This window comes from Methylophaga nitratireducenticrescens (assembly GCF_000260985.4).
Classification (GTDB): domain Bacteria; phylum Pseudomonadota; class Gammaproteobacteria; order Nitrosococcales; family Methylophagaceae; genus Methylophaga; species Methylophaga nitratireducenticrescens.
Window position 1 is genome coordinate 2,058,743 of sequence record NC_017857.3, and the last position, 17,519, is coordinate 2,076,261.

At 43.8% G+C, this 17,519-nt stretch carries 17 protein-coding genes; all 17 read right to left on the reverse strand.

Features of this window, described 5'->3' with window-relative positions:
• Positions 1-36: 36 nt before the first annotated feature.
• Positions 37-3,933: a PAS domain-containing protein gene (locus Q7A_RS09760; protein ID WP_151903918.1), complete on the reverse strand. Its 3,897-nt coding sequence runs from the start codon at positions 3,931-3,933 to the stop codon at positions 37-39.
• A gap of 80 nt (positions 3,934-4,013) precedes the next feature.
• The gene (locus Q7A_RS09765; RefSeq protein ID WP_014707188.1) at positions 4,014-5,888 is read right to left on the reverse strand and encodes a methyl-accepting chemotaxis protein; all 1,875 of its coding nucleotides are present in this window, start codon (positions 5,886-5,888) and stop codon (positions 4,014-4,016) included.
• A gap of 100 nt (positions 5,889-5,988) precedes the next feature.
• On the reverse strand, positions 5,989-6,624 hold the full coding sequence (locus tag Q7A_RS09770) for a GDSL-type esterase/lipase family protein (protein ID WP_014707189.1): 636 nt from the start codon (positions 6,622-6,624) through the stop codon (positions 5,989-5,991).
• Complete coding sequence (locus tag Q7A_RS09775; RefSeq protein WP_014707190.1) at positions 6,624-7,403, reverse strand: TatD family hydrolase; 780 nt, start codon at positions 7,401-7,403, stop codon at positions 6,624-6,626. Before Q7A_RS09775 ends, Q7A_RS09770 begins: the two co-directional genes overlap by 1 nt.
• 37 nt (positions 7,404-7,440) lie before the next feature.
• A complete protein-coding gene (locus Q7A_RS09780; RefSeq protein WP_041354521.1) occupies positions 7,441-7,794 on the reverse strand; it encodes a PilZ domain-containing protein in 354 nt (117 codons plus the stop codon).
• Between the two features lie 33 nt (positions 7,795-7,827).
• A complete protein-coding gene (gene holB, locus Q7A_RS09785) occupies positions 7,828-8,790 on the reverse strand; it encodes a DNA polymerase III subunit delta' (protein WP_014707193.1) in 963 nt (320 codons plus the stop codon).
• Positions 8,790-9,422, reverse strand: coding sequence for a dTMP kinase (tmk, locus tag Q7A_RS09790; RefSeq protein WP_014707194.1), 633 nt, complete (start codon positions 9,420-9,422; stop codon positions 8,790-8,792). Before tmk ends, holB begins: the two co-directional genes overlap by 1 nt.
• On the reverse strand, positions 9,419-10,444 hold the full coding sequence (gene mltG, locus Q7A_RS09795) for an endolytic transglycosylase MltG (RefSeq protein ID WP_014707195.1): 1,026 nt from the start codon (positions 10,442-10,444) through the stop codon (positions 9,419-9,421). The genes tmk and mltG overlap by 4 nt, the downstream gene beginning before the upstream one ends.
• Complete coding sequence (pabC, locus tag Q7A_RS09800; RefSeq protein WP_014707196.1) at positions 10,441-11,271, reverse strand: aminodeoxychorismate lyase; 831 nt, start codon at positions 11,269-11,271, stop codon at positions 10,441-10,443. Before pabC ends, mltG begins: the two co-directional genes overlap by 4 nt.
• Before the next feature lie 10 nt (positions 11,272-11,281).
• On the reverse strand, positions 11,282-12,523 hold the full coding sequence (fabF, locus tag Q7A_RS09805) for a beta-ketoacyl-ACP synthase II (protein ID WP_014707197.1): 1,242 nt from the start codon (positions 12,521-12,523) through the stop codon (positions 11,282-11,284).
• A gap of 94 nt (positions 12,524-12,617) precedes the next feature.
• Positions 12,618-12,854, reverse strand: coding sequence for an acyl carrier protein (gene acpP / locus Q7A_RS09810; RefSeq protein WP_014707198.1), 237 nt, complete (start codon positions 12,852-12,854; stop codon positions 12,618-12,620).
• A gap of 137 nt (positions 12,855-12,991) precedes the next feature.
• Positions 12,992-13,735 (reverse strand): 3-oxoacyl-ACP reductase FabG, encoded by a 744-nt coding sequence (gene fabG / locus Q7A_RS09815; protein WP_014707199.1) that lies wholly within the window; start codon positions 13,733-13,735, stop codon positions 12,992-12,994.
• Positions 13,732-14,673: an ACP S-malonyltransferase gene (gene fabD / locus Q7A_RS09820; protein WP_014707200.1), complete on the reverse strand. Its 942-nt coding sequence runs from the start codon at positions 14,671-14,673 to the stop codon at positions 13,732-13,734. The genes fabG and fabD overlap by 4 nt, the downstream gene beginning before the upstream one ends.
• Positions 14,674-14,691: 18 nt before the next feature.
• Positions 14,692-15,651 carry a beta-ketoacyl-ACP synthase III gene (locus tag Q7A_RS09825; protein WP_014707201.1) on the reverse strand — a complete coding sequence of 320 codons (960 nt, stop codon included), beginning with the start codon at positions 15,649-15,651 and terminating at the stop codon, positions 14,692-14,694.
• Positions 15,648-16,667, reverse strand: a complete 1,020-nt coding sequence (plsX, locus tag Q7A_RS09830; protein ID WP_084227464.1) for a phosphate acyltransferase PlsX — start codon at positions 16,665-16,667, stop codon at positions 15,648-15,650. The genes Q7A_RS09825 and plsX overlap by 4 nt, the downstream gene beginning before the upstream one ends.
• A gap of 13 nt (positions 16,668-16,680) precedes the next feature.
• Entirely contained in the window at positions 16,681-16,860 is a 180-nt protein-coding gene (gene rpmF / locus Q7A_RS09835) for a 50S ribosomal protein L32 (RefSeq protein ID WP_014707203.1), read from the reverse strand.
• 34 nt (positions 16,861-16,894) lie between these two features.
• Positions 16,895-17,452 carry a YceD family protein gene (locus Q7A_RS09840; RefSeq protein WP_014707204.1) on the reverse strand — a complete coding sequence of 186 codons (558 nt, stop codon included), beginning with the start codon at positions 17,450-17,452 and terminating at the stop codon, positions 16,895-16,897.
• Positions 17,453-17,519 lie beyond the last annotated feature (67 nt).

Consider the following 17,519-nt stretch of genomic DNA (forward strand, 5'->3'; position numbering starts at 1 on the left):
ATTCAATAAAAATAAACTCTGTAGACACTTTGTCATTTATGACTCATTCTGCAAAGACTTTCGGATTTTCGTGGTGAGTTCATCTCGACTATATGGCTTGCTCAGTAACATTACCCCAGGGTCCAACCGACCATGATGGACGATAGAGTTTTCGGTATATCCTGAAGTGAACAAAACTTTTAATTGTGATCGGATTCGCTGTGCCTTATCAGACAGCTCTCTTCCACTCATGCCACCTGGCATCACCACATCGGTGAATAATAAGTCAATATCTGCATCACTTTGAATGACTTCCATTGCTTCACGTCCATTTGATGCACTTATTACTTTATATCCCATAAACTCCAATTGCGAAATAACATAATTGCGAACCAATTCATCGTCTTCAACAACAAGTATGGTTTCATTGCCGATCTGCGGTTGAATATGCAGTACAGAAGCATTTTCTGCCGCCGCAACCTCCTCCGGTGATCGGGGTAAATACAGTCTAATGGTGGTTCCCTGCCCGACTTCCGAATAAACATTTATATGACCATAACTCTGTCGGGCAAATCCATAGACCATCGCCAAACCAAGACCGGTCCCTTTATCTTTGCTTTTCGTGGTGTAGAAAGGTTCAAACACTTTATCCAGGTTTTCTGGAGCAATACCCACCCCAGTATCAGACACACAAATAATGACATAATCACCCGGGGTAACATCATGTTGTGAACCATAGTCTTCGGAGAGTGAAACATTGAGTGTTTCAATTAATAATCTTCCCCCTGATGGCATCGCATCACGCGCATTAATGGCGAGATTTAACATGGCATTTTCCAGTTGTCCTGGATCTACTTGAGCCAGCCAAAGATCTGGCTGTAAGACCAGTTCCAATTGAATAGATTCACCCAGTGATCGTTTCAGCAATGCATTAAAGTTATTCAGTAAGGCATTGATATCAAGATGCTTTGGCTCCAATGGCTGACGTTTGGCAAATGCCAATAAGCTGCGAATTAATTCTGCTCCACGGTCTGCTGCCACCTGGATCATTTCGGACAGGTTACGTAATTTTGAATCGCTGGGGAGTGACTCAGTAATAATTTCGGCATTGCCGACAATCACCGTCAACAAGTTATTAAAGTCGTGTGCAACACCACCAGTTAGCTGTCCAACGGCTTCCAGACGTTGAGATTGGCGTAACTTCTCTTCAATTTCAAGTCGTTCCGAAATATCAGTAATACTGCCAATCATACGAATAGCTTCGTTATCACTATTGTAAATCACATAACCGCGATCAATAACGTCAGCGTAACTGCCATCCTGTCGTTCAAATTTATAATTTTCCGACCAACTCTGCTGATACGTTTTAAATACTTGGTCAAGATTATTGACTACTCTGTTTCTTTCATCGGGATGAATGTGTTTTTTCCAGTCTGAAAAGGTAAACTCTGAACTATATGAGTTGAGACCTAACAATGTTGCGAAGCTATCGCTCCACCAAAGTTTGTCGTTCACGAGATCCCAGTCCCAAATCACATCATTGGTGGCTTTGGACAGTAATTGAAACCGATATTCGCTCTCTTGAATACGGACATTTGCTTCTTTTTGGGGCGTAATGTCAGTGATGTATCCCTCCAGGGCAATAATGGTCCCATCTTTGTCTCTCACAGCACTTCCCTGCTCCCAGAACCAGCGGATTTCCCCATTTTTATGAACCGTTCGATATTCAATCTGAAAGGCTTGATTTTGCTTCAATGCTTCAGCCACTTTTGTCGCTGGAATATGGCGATCATCGGGAAGGATCAGGCTTGCAAAAGTAATTACTTTATTTTCGATAACTTCATCTGCTTCATACCCGGTCAGTTTTTTAAAGGCTTCACTGACATACAACATAGTCCAGTTTTCATCATATAAACAGCGGTAAGCGACTCCTGGTAAATTTCGAAGTAATTGCATCAACGATCTTTCTACTTCAAAACGCTGGGCCTCGGCAAGCTTGGTATTGGTAATATTTTCAGTGATGGCAATAAGATGTAGCGGATTGCCATTATCATCACGTTGCAAGGTGACACTTAATCGTGCCCAGACCGTTTCTCCGGTCTTGCTGATATAGCGTTTTTCCAGAATACGGCTATCAATGATACCTAGTAGAATATCGCTGATTTCCTGCTGGTTCTGTTCTTTATCATCGGGATGGGTAAGCTGATGAAAATCCAGTTGAGTCAGTTCTTCAGCAGAATATCCCAGCATTTCACAATAAGCTTGATTGCATTCCAGGAAACGACCGTCTGTTGTGGCTATGGCCACACCGGTAGCCGCATCCTGAAATGCCTCACGAAAGCGGCTTTCACTCCGATGAATACGTTCTTCATTGCGGTGCTTGGAAATGGCAATAGAAATAATTTTTGTAATACGTTCGATGGTATCAAGCTGCTCAGGTTCTGGTTTTTTTACCGTCTTGTGATAAACGGAAAAAGTCGCGATAACGTTTTGTTTTTCATCAAATATTGGGTGAGACCAGCAAGCACGTAAATCAGATGCCAATGCAATTTCACGATACTTTTCCCATAATCGGTCATGTTCAATATCCGAAACAATGATTGGTTTTTTAAGAAAAGCTGCTGTACCACAGGAGCCTGCTGCCGGACCTATCACTTCGCCATGAATAGCGTCGTTATAACTGCTCGGCAGATTCGGTGCCGCACCGTGAAGCATGTGTTTACCTTCATCATCAAGCAATAAAACCGAAGCGGTGGTATTCGGTATTATTGCTTCGATGCCCAGCACAATTCTTTCCATTATTCGCGGCAATTCCAAAGATGACGCAACCGCTTCTATCATGCTGGATTCGAGCTGTTGAATCATTTCAAGGCGTTTTCGTTCAGTAATATCGATGATCATGCCCAAACGTCGAATTTCCTCTCCATTGGCACTGAAAACTGATTTACCGCATTCTAGTAACCAGCGAATTGAAGCATCATTTTTACGAATAACTCGGTATTCTGCTTCTATTATGCCGCTATTACTTGGTTTTGCTCGGATTGACTCTAGATTTGTTTTATCTTCTGGCAAAATAAATTGAAGAACCCCCTCAATTGTTCCATCAAACTCTTCCAGTTTCAATCCAAATAATTCGGCAGTTTGCTCAGTCCAGAGCACCTTGTTGTTTAACAAATCAATTTCCCAACTGCCCATATGTCCGATCCGCTGTGTTTCATCCATTAAACGTAACAGGTGATCGGTATGACCTATATGTTGACGAATATCTGTCAAATCCAGCACTGTGCCAAATAATTCATTTTTATCCGGCTGCCAGGTGGCGCGTTGTAGAATAAACCTTAATTCATTATCAGCCGTTAATATCCGGTGACACACATCAAGACTGTCCTGCTTTTCAATCGCATTATTGAACGCCCGTGTAACGTCAGCTTTATCATCTGGATGTACCAACTGTAAGTGATTTTCCAGTGTCGGAGAAAACTCTTCTGATGATTTTGCGAAGATTTCAAACGCCTGTTTTCCCCACCACAAATGTGACGTTTCAGGGGTATAGACCCAGTGACCTATTAGTGTTGGAGAAGCCCCAAGGCCAGTAGCCATCCATTGCTGTGCCGGACCTGGGAGAATTTCGCTGGATAAGATAACCAACAATTTGTTGTCATCATCATCAAGAACTAAAGTTGCCGGATAGCGCTGAGCCTCGCTTCTGCCAATAAGGGTTAAAGGAGATTGAAATGGGGATCTTGGATTGAATGTATTTTTGTCCAGTTCTTCGGCAAAAAATGCTTCAAATGGCAAGCCAATGATATCGTTTTCGTCAGAAGCTTTAATTAAGCGCAAGGCCTCAGAGTTTGCTGTTAACAGTAAATTCTCGCGAAAGATAAAAACAGCTTGATTGTGCTGGTTCATTAGCACGGTTAACAGATAATCATGAGCCCCAGAGTTATTACTCAATTTGTCACCCACTTCTAATATTTAAGGCCAACTCTGTTTATCAAGATATACCAGAGTTGGCCTGACCGGCTAGTGAAATATTAAATTTTGAACTGACTGATTTGTGTTTCCAGTCCATTTGCCAGTCTGGCCAGTTCCTGACTGGTCAAAGTGGTTTGATTGGTACTTTCAGCATTTTCCTCAGCCACCTGAGCAATACTCACAATGTTTCGGTTTATCTCTTCAGCAACGGCTGACTGTTCCTCTGCCGCACTGGCAATATGCGTATTCATATCGCGAATCGAAGCAACTGACTCAGCAATGACATCCAGAGATTGGCCAGCTTTCTCTGCTTTTTCAACACTGCGGTTAGCCTGTTCAAGTTCTTCATCCATTACCTGAACCGATTTTTCAGCTTCTTTTTGCAGGCGTTCAATTATTTTTTTGATTTCTTCTGTTGAGTCGTGGCTGCGTTTGGCAAGTGTTCTTACTTCATCAGCCACTACCGCAAAACCTCTGCCGGATTCTCCGGCTCTAGCCGCTTCAATTGCTGCATTCAATGCCAATAAGTTAGTTTGTTCCGCAATACTCTGTATAACAGTCAAAACCGTCCCAATATTTTCACTTTCTTTTTGCAGCCCCTTAATCGACACGGCTCCCATTTCTACTTGTTTAGACAATTGTTTAATACCCTCTATGGCATCAACAACTACCTGTTTACCTGCTTTTGTTTCTGCATCTGCTGTCCGGGACGCATCAGCAGCCTGAGAAGCATACCGTGCCACTTCCTGTACCGTTGCGGCCATTTCATTCATCGCCGTAGCGACCTGTTCGCTATCACTTTGCTGACGCAGTACCCCGCGACTGGACTGGCCAGTGGTCACGGTTAATTCTTCGGCTGCTACATTAAGCTGTTTGGATGAATCAAACACTTCCTGAATCAGGTTACTGAAAACGCCCATCATCTGATTAAAGACATGCGCCATCTGTACTATTTCATCTTTACCCTCTACATCTGCACGCTCTGTGAGATCCTTGTTTTGCTGTGCACGCTTCATCACTTCAGCGAGCAAATTGATGGGGTTCACTACACTACTACTAATGAATCTGGATAACAAAATCAAGATGGCTAAAATCAACACAATTGAAATAATAGCCGTAATAAAAATGGATTTTTCGTGCGCTAGAACTTCATCAGTTATTTGATCAGAAGAAGTCTGAAGATTATCTTGTATTTGATAAACAATCGCTCGCATTTCACCAATTTTGCCTAAATTTTCATTTAATCCAAACACTTCTTCTGCTTTGACCAGCCGAGTGAAATCATCGCTGTATTTCGTCATCAAATTTGATATTTGGTCTTGCTCAATGTCATTTAAATAGCTTTGCTGCAAAGTTTGATAAAAAACGCTGAGATTATTATTAAAGGTTTCGAAGTAACTCCCATCTCTCCGTAACATAAAATCTTTTTCATTACGGCGTAACATCAACATATCTTTCAATAAAGTATCGTTTTGAAAATCGGCAAGCATCTTTTCTGCTTCTTGAACTGAGCGGCGAAGATTGCCATATAATCCTTCTTTATGACTTAATCCGATTGTTTGTCGTAAAACGACAATCCCACTAAAAGCCGAGTGGTACTGTTCGAGTAAATCGAGTAAATGTGGAATGTTTTCAATGTAAATATTCTCTTCTTTAAGGTCAGAAACCAGCTGAGAGAGTTGTTGTTTTATAAGGCTGTGATTGTCATTAAAAGCGACTTGATATTTTAGATCTTGTCGATCCAAAAAGTCTTTTTCATTAATCCTTAAATTTCGCATCGTGGTTTCAGCTTCAAGACTAAGTGTTGCAGACTGTCCAATTTGTACAAGTGAATGCATTCCTAGACCAAGCATCACAGTCAAAATAACAATCCCAACAACCATAAGACTGATTAAAAGCAACATTTTTGCTTTGACTGATAATGACTTAAACATGCTGACTCCAAAAGGCTGTAGGATTATTTCATAGCTGTTCCTGTAGCGTCTTTCTAAGATAAAACTTTAGAAAACCACCATACTAAAACAGCTACTTGAATTAAGGGTTTATAGCACCAGAGTCAATGAGTAAACGATGTATTGATTGAGCAAACTGTTGATATCCAAGCGCATTCGGATGCACATGATCAGCTTTTAATGATGAGTCAATTAACACCTCACTGAGGATAGTGGGTTCGATGGGTATGCCTTTTGATTCAGCAACATCAAGATAAAGTGGTAATGGCACTAAATTGAGACCTAATGCCGGTACGGCAATTAATATTACCTGTGAACCAGAAGCGAGAATTTCATCCACCATCGTTTGAAGGTTGGCTTGTAGTTGTGTTCTGCTCTGCTTACGCAATAGATCATTGCCACCATGACACAGCACAACCAGATCAGGTTTGGTTTCTTCGAGAAGCTTTGTTAAACGCTTTTTACCATCATTGCTGACTTCACCGGGAACACCGGCATTAATCACTTTACGATTAGTCATATCGGCAAGCAAGGCGGGATAACTCTGTTCTGGCGCGGCACCGGTTCCAAAGGTCAGGCTGTCACCAAAAGCCAGGATGACGGCATCCTGGCTAAGTGGTTTCAGTTTGGCAGAAGGCTGATCACAGCCAACCAGTGTAGAAACTCCAATACAAACAATTAAAAAATATTTAAAGGCAGCGATGAAATTTCTTTTCATTAAGCAGCCAGTCTAGCAGAGGGAAACAAACGGTAAAAATTTTCGGTGGTCACAGCAGCAACCTCTTCTATTGACTCACCCCTTAATTCAGCCAGAAAGGCGGCAACATGTTTAACATACGCTGGCTGATTGGTTTTACCACGATGAGGAACCGGTGCCAGATAAGGGGCATCCGTTTCAATCAGAATTCGATCCAGAGGCAGTTTTTGGGCAACTTCCTGTAACTCACGGGCACTTTTAAATGTCACGATACCGGATAACGAAATATAAAAACCGATATCCAACGCGCGTTTTGCCGTTTCCCAGTTTTCGGTAAAACAATGAATAATGCCGCCTGCATCTTTGGCATTCTCATTTTCCAGCATTCTCATGGTATCTGCACGTGCTTCACGGGTATGAATAATCAATGGTTTTTTAGTCTGTCTGGCGGCTTCGATATGGTAACTGAAACGATCCCGTTGCCAGCTTAAATCACCTTCACTACGAAAGTAATCCAAACCTGTTTCACCGATAGCAATCACTTTTGGATGGTTCGCGAGTTTGATTAGTTGTTCTGTACTGAGTGTGCCAGCCTGATCAACATTCGGGTGGATTCCCACACTGGCTGTGAGCTGTGGATATTGCTCAGCGAGCTGACGGACTTCAGCAATACTGTCCTGATCAATGGCAATACAAAGGATGTGTTCAATTTGGTTTTCGCTGGCCTCGCTAACCATTGCGGCAACACCGCCAGGTTGGTCAGCCAGTAAATTCAGATGACAATGAGAGTCAATATACATAAATTACCTGGTTAGTGACGGTTTCTCCGTCATTATCTTACATCGTATAAGTGGCTTTATCCGACTTCAATTTATCAACCAGATGATTTTCAATTTTGCCACGAACTACATTCGCACCGCCGTCACCTTCACTAAAGTGCACACCGATGCCTGCTGCCTGATTACCTTGGGCCGCCTTTGGTGTGATCCAGGCAATATTACCAGCAACCGGGATTTTTTCCGGCTCATCCAGTAAGGTCAGCAGAATGAAAACTTCTTCTCCCATTTCGTAAGTTTTGTTAGTGGGAATAAATAAACCACCATTTTTAAGAAAAGGCATAAAAGAGTGATACAGCATATTCTGATCGCTTATTTTCAGCGAGAGGATACCTTTGCGTGGATTCATGCTCATAAAAAACTCTTTAATTATTTGCTGATGGCGAGATTAATGAATGGCTGATCTGGTATGAGTAATACGCATTACAGAAACCATAAAGTCTTCAATTAACAATGTCTTGTTGTAGTTATTTGAAGATGATATTAGCTTTATTGTATTCACTATGCAATCAGCGATATGCCAGTAATGCTGCGTTACACTGGTTTCAGCATACTCCAAATACTGTTGCTGAAGTCGGGATTTAACAGCCGATAACAATTGATGCATTACTTTAACCAGATCCAGCTGTTGCCATTGGCTGGCAAGTTGCACGGGATTTGCCTGCTGTTGTATCAATTGATCAAAATCCTGCTGAATCTGTTGATATGACTGCCACTCATTGGTTTCGAGCGCATGGACGATAGCAAAAGGAGCGTCCAGCGTTAATGAGGAAATTTTTCGCAACTGATCTGCATCAGTAGCAACGCCCTGAGAATCCAGCCAATTTAATGTCATCGAATAATCAGGGGTTGACAGATGCATCTGCTGACAACGACTGCGAATAGTCACTGGCAGCCGATGTACTGCATTGGTGGTTAAGATTAAAATAGTATTGTTCTGTGGTTCTTCAAGCAGTTTCAATAAACTGTTTGCTGCACTATTGGTCATTAAATCTGCTGACTCAATCACTACGGTTTTCCATTTGGCAACGCTTGGAGTAAGGGATTGTTTTTCTTTTAGCGCACGAATTTGGTCGATTTTGATCGATTTACCGGCCTCCTCCGAACGAATAGTCAGGTGATCCGGGTGATTCCCTGCCTGCATTATCTGGCAACTGTGACACACACCACAGGCGTTAAAGTGTTTGTCAGCAGCAAGACATAATAAACTCTCAGCCATTTTGACGGCTAACTGCTTTTTCCCCAGTCCGGCGACACCCGTCAACAAGACAGCATGCGGCATACGTTGTTGCTCAACTCTGTCAACAATATGTTGCCAGACCGTCTGTTGCCATGGGAAAAGCGCCGTCATCAAAGTGTTGCTTCCAGTAATGGAGCCAGCTGATGTTTGAGTTGTTGCTGAATCGCTTCAATATTCTGGCTGGCATCAATTCGTTTGATCCGCTTCGGTTCTACTTCAGCTCGTGCAAGATAACAGTTCCTGACACGTTCAAAAAACACCTGTTTTTCCTGCTCAAACCGATCTTTTTGTTGTTGCCGCTGCTCTACCCGGGTTTGGCCTAAAGCCACGGGCAAATCAAATAAAAATGTGACATCCGTATTGCAGCCTTGCAATGTCCAGTCAGCGAGCTGTTTTATCCGTTGTTCATTAATTCCTCGCCCGCCACCTTGATAGGCAAACGTGGCATCAACAAAACGATCGGAAACAACCCAATCACCACGTTTTAATGCTGGCAGAATTACCTGCTGGAGATGTTCAGCACGAGCAGCAAACATCAACAATAACTCAGTATCTTCAGCCATCGCCTGTTCTGTTGACTTGAGTAACACTTCACGGATTTCTTCTCCCAAAGAGGTGCCACCGGGCTCGCGGGTCACAACAACCTGTTTACCGTGTGAGCGAATATAATCGGCAATAAACTGCAGTTGGGTCGATTTACCGGCGCCTTCAATGCCTTCGATACTGATAAATTTTCCATTCATTGTGTTATCTGCTTGTTTTTCCAATATTTTCTAACCGCTCGATTATGATCTTCCAGATTGTCCGAGAAAACATGACCACCATTTTCCGCTCCGGCAACAAAATACAGGCTGTTACCTTCGGCTGGATTCATTGCCGCTTCAATGGATTCTTTACTGGGTAAACAGATTGGTGTCGGAGGCAAACCAAACCGGGTGTAGGTATTGTAAGGCGTATCTGTTTGCAGATCTTTTTTACGGATATTGCCATCGTAGCTGTCACCCATGCCATAAATCACAGTCGGATCAGTCTGTAACCGCATACCTTTATCCAGACGGCGAACAAATACACCAGCAATTTCGGGACGTTCTTCGGGTATGGCACTCTCTTTTTCGATGATGGACGCCATGATCAGTACTTCATAGGCTGAATCATAAGGTAACTCTTCTGTCATCAGTTGCCAGGAATTCTCCAGCTGATCCTGCATATTATGGTAAGCACGGCTTAAAAACTGCACATCAGTTGTATTGGCTGGAAAATGATACGTCTCAGGTAAAAATAAACCTTCAACCCGTTCATTTTCGATTGATAACGCTTCACGAACTGTTTCATTGTTTAATTCGGGTAATGTCTTTTTAATTTTTGGATGCGTCTGCACTTTTTCAAATAGCTGTTTGGCTGTCATTCCTTCCACGATGGTTATCGAGTATTGAACGACTTTGCCACTGATAAAGAGATTTAATAAATCCGGTAAAGTGGCATCAGCTTCAACCCGATATTCACCGGCTTTAATCTGTTGGGCATTGCCTTGCATTCGGGCATAAATATCCAGATAAACACTGGGTACCGGGCTCAACCCACTTTCGTATAAACGCTGGCTGACTTTACTGATGTTATCACCAGGATAAATGGTAAATATCGTGTCATCTTCTATTAAATTAACCGGCTGATGCAGAAATCGCTGATATTCGTTCCAGACAACTAACGCGATGATCGCGGCAAGTACGACTAAAAAAAGCAATTTGATAGTTAAAGGTATTTTCATGCGTTTCTGTTCTGTGAAGTTAAAGCCCGCTGCAACGTTTGAGTAAGTGGGCCATGGCTGTAATGCATATCAAGATCAGTAATACGAGTTACTGGCCATATGCCAATTAAACTGTTGCAGACAAACACTTCATCCGCTGACTTGAGATCATCAATGGTCAGCGATGTGATATGCAGGGGAATTGACAGTCTGTCAGCAATTTTAATCAGTTGTTGACGCATAATACCAGCGATTCCTGAACCTGAAAGCTCAGCTGTGGATAATTGGTTATTTTGCACCAGAAACACATTCGACATTGTTCCCTCTATCAATTGATCCTGATAATCAAGCATCAAACCTTCTACAATACTGTCGTCCTGCCATTCATTACGGGCAAGCACTTGTTCCAGACGATTAAGATGTTTGATTCCAGCCAATGTGGGGTTGATCGCCAAACGCTGTTGGCAGAGGCGTACGGTAATGCCGGATTGATGGGAGTCGGGATATATTGGCATAGAATGCGTGCTGATAATTCGGCTGGTTTGCATATCAGTTTGATAGCGATACCCTCGCCCTCCGGAACCACGGGTAACCATGATTTTAATAACCGCATCATTATTCAATTGGCGACAAACAGCGTTGACTTCTTTCGTGAGAGATTGCTGTTGCGCAACAGGAAAGGCAATTTTCAGCCGTTGACAGCCTTCAACCAATCTGGAGAGATGTTGGGCGAAATATTCAAGTTGCCCATTACGATAGGCGATGGTTTCAAATAAACCATCGCCATATTGCAAACCACGATCAGTAATTTCGATTCTGTTTTCGGGGTGGCCGTTAATCAGAATCATCTGTCACCGACTAATCGAGTTTTTTGAAAATAACAGTACCGTTGGTGCCGCCAAAGCCAAATGAATTCGACATGGAAATATCGATAGGTATTTGTCGAGCCGTATGTGGAACATAATCAAGATCACAAGCTTCATCCGGGTTATCCAGATTGATGGTAGGTGGTGCAACCTGATCACGAATTGCCAGAATACTGAATACTGCTTCAACCCCACCTGCAGCACCTAACAAGTGCCCGATCATTGATTTGGTTGAACTGACAGCAACTTTTTGTGCGGCGTTGCCCAGAGCCGTTTTAATCGCCTGCGTTTCTGCGACATCGCCTGCGGGTGTCGAAGTACCGTGCGCATTAATATAATGAATATCTTCTGCATTAATACCAGCATCATTCATCGCATTAACCATACAGCGTGCCGCACCCTCACCACCTTGTGATGGCATGGTCATATGATAAGCATCACTGCTCATACCAGAACCAATCAATTCCGCGTAAATGGAAGCGCCACGTTTTTTTGCGTGTTCATATTCTTCCAGGACAATGACACCGGCACCATCTCCCAACACAAAACCATCACGATCTTTATCCCACGGACGACTTGCAGCAAGTGGATCATCATTACGGGTCGACAGAGCGCGTGCCGCAGCAAATCCACCTAACCCAGTTTTGGAGGTAGCCATCTCGGCGCCGCCGGCGATCATCACATCGGCATCACCATATTGAATCATGCGTCCAGCAGCCGAAATACAGTGTGTTCCGGTAGAACAAGCCGTGACAATGGCGGTATTCGGACCTTTCATACCAAACATAATCGATAAATTACCGGATATCATGTTAATGATATTACTGGGCACAAAAAATGGCGAAATTTTACGTGGTCCACCGTTTAAAAAGCTGTCATAGCCAGCTTCGATACCAGGTAATCCACCAATTCCGGAACCAATAGCCACACCAATCCGTTCAGCATTGGCATCGGTCACTTCCAAGCCGGAATCCTTAATGGCTTCAACTGCTGCCGCAATACCGTAATGGATGAAAGTATCCATTTTTTTAGCGTCTTTACGAGAAATAACTGTCTCAACATCAAAGTCTTTGACGCTAGCACCAAAACGAACCGGGAAATCAGTTACATCAAAAGATGTAATCGGCGCCACACCACTTTTGCCAGCCAGGATATTTTCCCAGCTTTCTGCTACCGATAAACCGACCGGTGTTACCGCGCCCAGCCCGGTAACCACAATGCGTCTTTTAGACATCAGTTTTCCTCATGCAAATCTTCTCTATAGATACGACATAGCCGTCTAGCATGACCTGCACGCTAGACGGCTACATCTGAAGCAATCTGTAATATTAAGACTGAACAGAATTAATATAAGCGACGGCTTCTTTAACGGTGGTGATCTTTTCCGCTTCTTCGTCAGGAATTTCACATTCAAATGCTTCTTCCAGTGCCATAACCAGCTCAACAGTGTCCAGCGAGTCAGCACCCAGATCATCAATAAATGAAGCATCTGCAGTTACTTCATCGGCATTTACACCTAATTGTTCAACAACAATTTCTTTCACACGAGCTTCAATATCACTCATAACATCTGTTTCCTTTGGTGGTTAAGTACAAACAACGTGCTGGCATTTTATAGTGCGAGCACTGTGGAGACAAGCTGGAAGCCTTGTCCTAAAAATATCTCCACAATAAAAAGCCTGAGTCCTGTTAGATTCAGCCCTTAATTCATATACATGCCGCCATTTACGTGCAGCGTTTCGCCTGTAATATATCCGGCTAAAGGACTGGCCAAAAAGCTGACAGCAGCGGCGATTTCTTCTGCTTCACCGAGGCGTTTAACCGGAACTTGTTCCAGTAGTGCAGTTTTATGTGCTTCAGGTAGCCCACTGGTCATATCTGTATCAATAAAGCCGGGCGCAACACTGTTTACCGTAATGCCACGAGCACCAACTTCACGGGCCAATGACTTGCTGAAACCAATCACACCGGCTTTAGCAGCAGCATAATTGGTTTGACCTGCATTACCCATTACACCAACAACTGATGTGATATTGATAATGCGACCCCAACGGGCTTTGGTCATAGCACGCACACAACGTTTGCTTAATTTGAAGATTGGCGTGAGATTGGTGTCGATAATATCGTCCCATTCTTCATCCTTCATCCGCATCAGCAGATTGTCACGGGTGATACCAGCATTGTTGACCAGAATATCCGGCGCGGCGAATTCGGCTTCGATCGCCGTAACAGTTTCATCAATGGCATTTTCCTGTGTCACGTTCAATACCAGACCTTTTCCCTGAATACCGGCTGCCTGCAGGTATTCACTGATGGTAGCAGCACCCTTTTCTGAGGTGGCTGTGCCAATCACGGTCGCACCCTGTTCACCGAGACTTAATGCAATAGCACGGCCGATACCGCGAGTTGCCCCGGTTACCAAAGCAACTTTACCTTGTAGGCTCATGATGGTTCTCCTAATACTTCTTGAGTTTTTTGCAATGTGGCCGAATCAAATACGGGTAAGGCCTGCAAAGATTTATCAATACGTTTGGTTAAACCGGCCAGAACTTTACCCGGTCCGCATTCAACCAGAATCTCAACGCCCTGGGCAGCAAACCACTCGACGGTTTCTACCCAACGCACAGGATTGTATAACTGTTGTGCCAGTAATTGGCGAATTTGGTCTGAATCGGATGTAGCAGTGACACTGGTATTATGGATCACTGGAATGAGCGGTGTTTGAATAGAGACAGATTCCAGCTCTGCTGATAACTTCTCGGCAGCTGGCCGCATCAGAGCGCAATGCGAAGGTACACTAACCGGCAATAACAAGGCACGTTTGGCACCTTTCTCCGTGGCAATTGTGACGGCTTTATCAACTGCTGATTTGCTGCCGGCAATAACCACCTGACCAGGCGAATTAAAATTTACTGCTTCAACGATTCCGGCATCACTCGCCTGCTGACAGACAGCTTTTACAGTGTCATCATCAAGACCAAGGATGGCCGCCATAGCACCTTCACCCGCAGGAACGGCCTGCTGCATGAACTGGCCACGTTTTTCCACCAGTTTGATAGCTGTTTTAAAATCCAAAGCGCCAGCCGCAACCAGTGCCGTATATTCACCCAGGCTATGGCCGGCCAGATACGCTGGCTTATCGTCACTAACGGATTCCCAGCAACGCCAGACAGCAATGCCTGCGGCCAGCATGGCTGGTTGAGTTTTATCGGTTTGATTAAGTTCGGCTTCAGGCCCATTTTGCACAAGTGCCCATAAATCATAGCCAAGCGCTTCACTGGCTTCTGCAAATGTCTGCTGCACTTGCGGAAAGGATTCAGATAACTCGGCTAACATGGAAACAGATTGTGAACCCTGGCCGGGAAAGACAAAAGCTGAATGCATTGGTAAAAATACCTCAGATTAAAATTTGATGAGCGCTGAGCCCCAGGTAAAACCACCACCAAACGCTTCAAACAATAATGTTTCTCCACGATTGATACGACCATCACGCACGGCAACATCCAGTGCCAGCGGAATAGATGCCGCAGAGGTATTACCATGGTCCTGAACCGTGACAACAACTCTATCCATCGACATGCTCAACTTTTTGGCTGTCGCAGCGATAATACGAATATTCGCCTGATGTGGTATCAGCCAGTCAATATCATGTTTATTTAACTGGTTAGCCGTCAGTGTTTCGTCGACAATTTTACTCAGAGTTTTTACAGCGATTTTGAAAACGTCATTACCCTGCATTTCAATATAGGCAGGATCTTCAGTAATAGCGCTTCCGGGACCTGTTGGGACATGTAACAGTTCATTGAAACTACCGTCACAATAAATATGGGTCGACATAATGCCGGGTTCGGCAGATGCCTGTAACACGACCGCACCGGCGCCATCGCCAAATAAGACACAGGTATTGCGATCAGTCCAGTCGACAATACGGGATAACGTTTCTGCACCTATAACCAAAACATTTTTGGCACTGCCAGACTTAATAAATTTGTCCGCAACAGTCAGTGCGTAAACAAATCCTGTACAAACGGCCTGGATATCAAATGCCGGACAGCCATGAATTCCCAGCTTTTGCTGGACCAATGCTGCTGTACTGGGAAAAATCAGTGTTGGCGTGGTTGTCGCAACAATGATCATGTCTATATCACGAGGCTTTATACCGGCAGCAGAAATCGCATTTTTAGCGGCAAAATAAGCTAAATCTGTTGTCGTTTCGTTTTCACCGGCAATATGGCGTTTTTTAATTCCAGTGCGATCGGTAATCCATTCGTCACTGGTTTCAACCATTGACTCGAGGTCAATATTGGTCAGAAATTTTTCCGGCAAATAGCTGCCCGTTCCGGCAATTCTGGAATAAATCACAACATCTGTTCCTCTAAAAGAGTTTCAAGATGTTTAGTAATATTCTTTGGAACGTCTTTTCGGGCTTCTAAAATGGCGATATTAATAGCATTGGCGAAAGCAAATGCGTCTGCGCCACCATGACTTTTTATCACAATACCTTGTAATCCAATCAGGTTCGCGCCATTAAATGCACGAGGATCAAGCTCTTTACTAAAGCTTTTCAAAACAGGATAGGCAATTAATCCGGCAATTTTAGTTAGCCAGTTACGATTGAATCCCTGCCGCAGATAATGCCGGATCATATGTGCAACACCTTCACTGGCTTTCAGTGCAACATTCCCCACAAAGCCATCACAGACCAGTACATCGACCTCGCCATGATAAAGCCCATCACCTTCGACATAGCCGTAATAATTCAGATCTGTTTTGGTTAATAATCGAGCAGCCTCTTTGACCCGTTCATTACCTTTGATTTCCTCTGCGCCAACATTCAGCAGGCCAACAGTTGGATTCGGCTTGCCATCAATCAACTCAGCTAACACAGACCCCATTAATGCGAACTGCACCAGATGTTCTGCAGTTGAGTCCACGTTTGCCCCCAGGTCGAGAACATAGGTATGACCCCGCATGGTGGGTAAGGCCGTAATGATTGCAGGACGCTCAATTCCCGGCAGCGTCTTCAGCACGAACCGCGCAGTGGCCATTAAGGCACCGGTATTACCGGCACTGACACAAGCAGCTGCTTGCCCCTCTTTCACCAGGTTAATAGCTACCCGCATGGAAGAATCTTTTTTGCCGCGAAGTGCCGAAGAAGGAGGTTCATCCATACCAACCGTTTGGGAGGCATGCTGAATTTTCATCCGGTGTTTATCATTGAACTGATGTTTAGCTATTTCTGCTGAAATTATGGCTTCATCGCCAACTAAAATAAGCTCTATATCAGAATGCCTTTGCAGCGTTGATATAGCAGCGGGGATCACGACTTGAGGTCCGTGATCCCCGCCCATAGCGTCAATCGAAATTGTTAAAGTCAATTTCTGTTAAGCCTTATTCACTCTTATCAGCAATGACTTTACGGCCACGATAGTAACCGTCAGCAGTAACATGATGACGACGGTGTAATTCACCTGAAGTCGAATCAACTGCTAATGTTGACTCGGTTAATGCATCATGTGAACGACGCATACCGCGACGTGAAGGACTCTTTTTACTCTTTTGAACAGCCATGGCTTAAACTCCTAAACCCAAAACGACAAATAAATTATTTCTTCAATTTCAACGAAGATAAAACGGCAAACGGTGAGACTGGTTTTTCAGGCTCAATTTCTTCCTCTCCTGCTTGCCATAATTCTTCCGGCAAACATGGATAATCATGTTTTGGCACAATCGGTAAAGCGAGTATTAACTCATCTTCCACTATCTGTGCCGGATCAACTTGTTTTGCATCATTCAAGATCCATGGCTCGTATTGCTCAGCAAGACCTTCAATTTTCCCTTCGTGCCGAACCAGTGCCAATATCGTTGTGATGTTCATTGAATGAGTCATCGGCTCCATACAACGTTCACATAACAGATTGACCGTGACAGCAAACTGTCCACGCATATAGGGCGTGCCGGTTGTATCAATATCAAACTGCATATCGACCGACACTGTCCCTGAATTGTCGTGCAACATTTCGCTCAGCCGCGACATTTTACTGACCGGGATTTCCCCCGCTATCTGTAAACCGCTGTGAGCAAAACGAAACGGATCAATCTCTTTTGGCAATTGCTGATGCATAATCGACGGGATTATATAAGAATTGGTATCAAACAGCAAAAAGCTGTTTATTCCTGCTGATTTCAGCAGGAATCAAACATTTGAAATTAGTATGATAACTATGCAG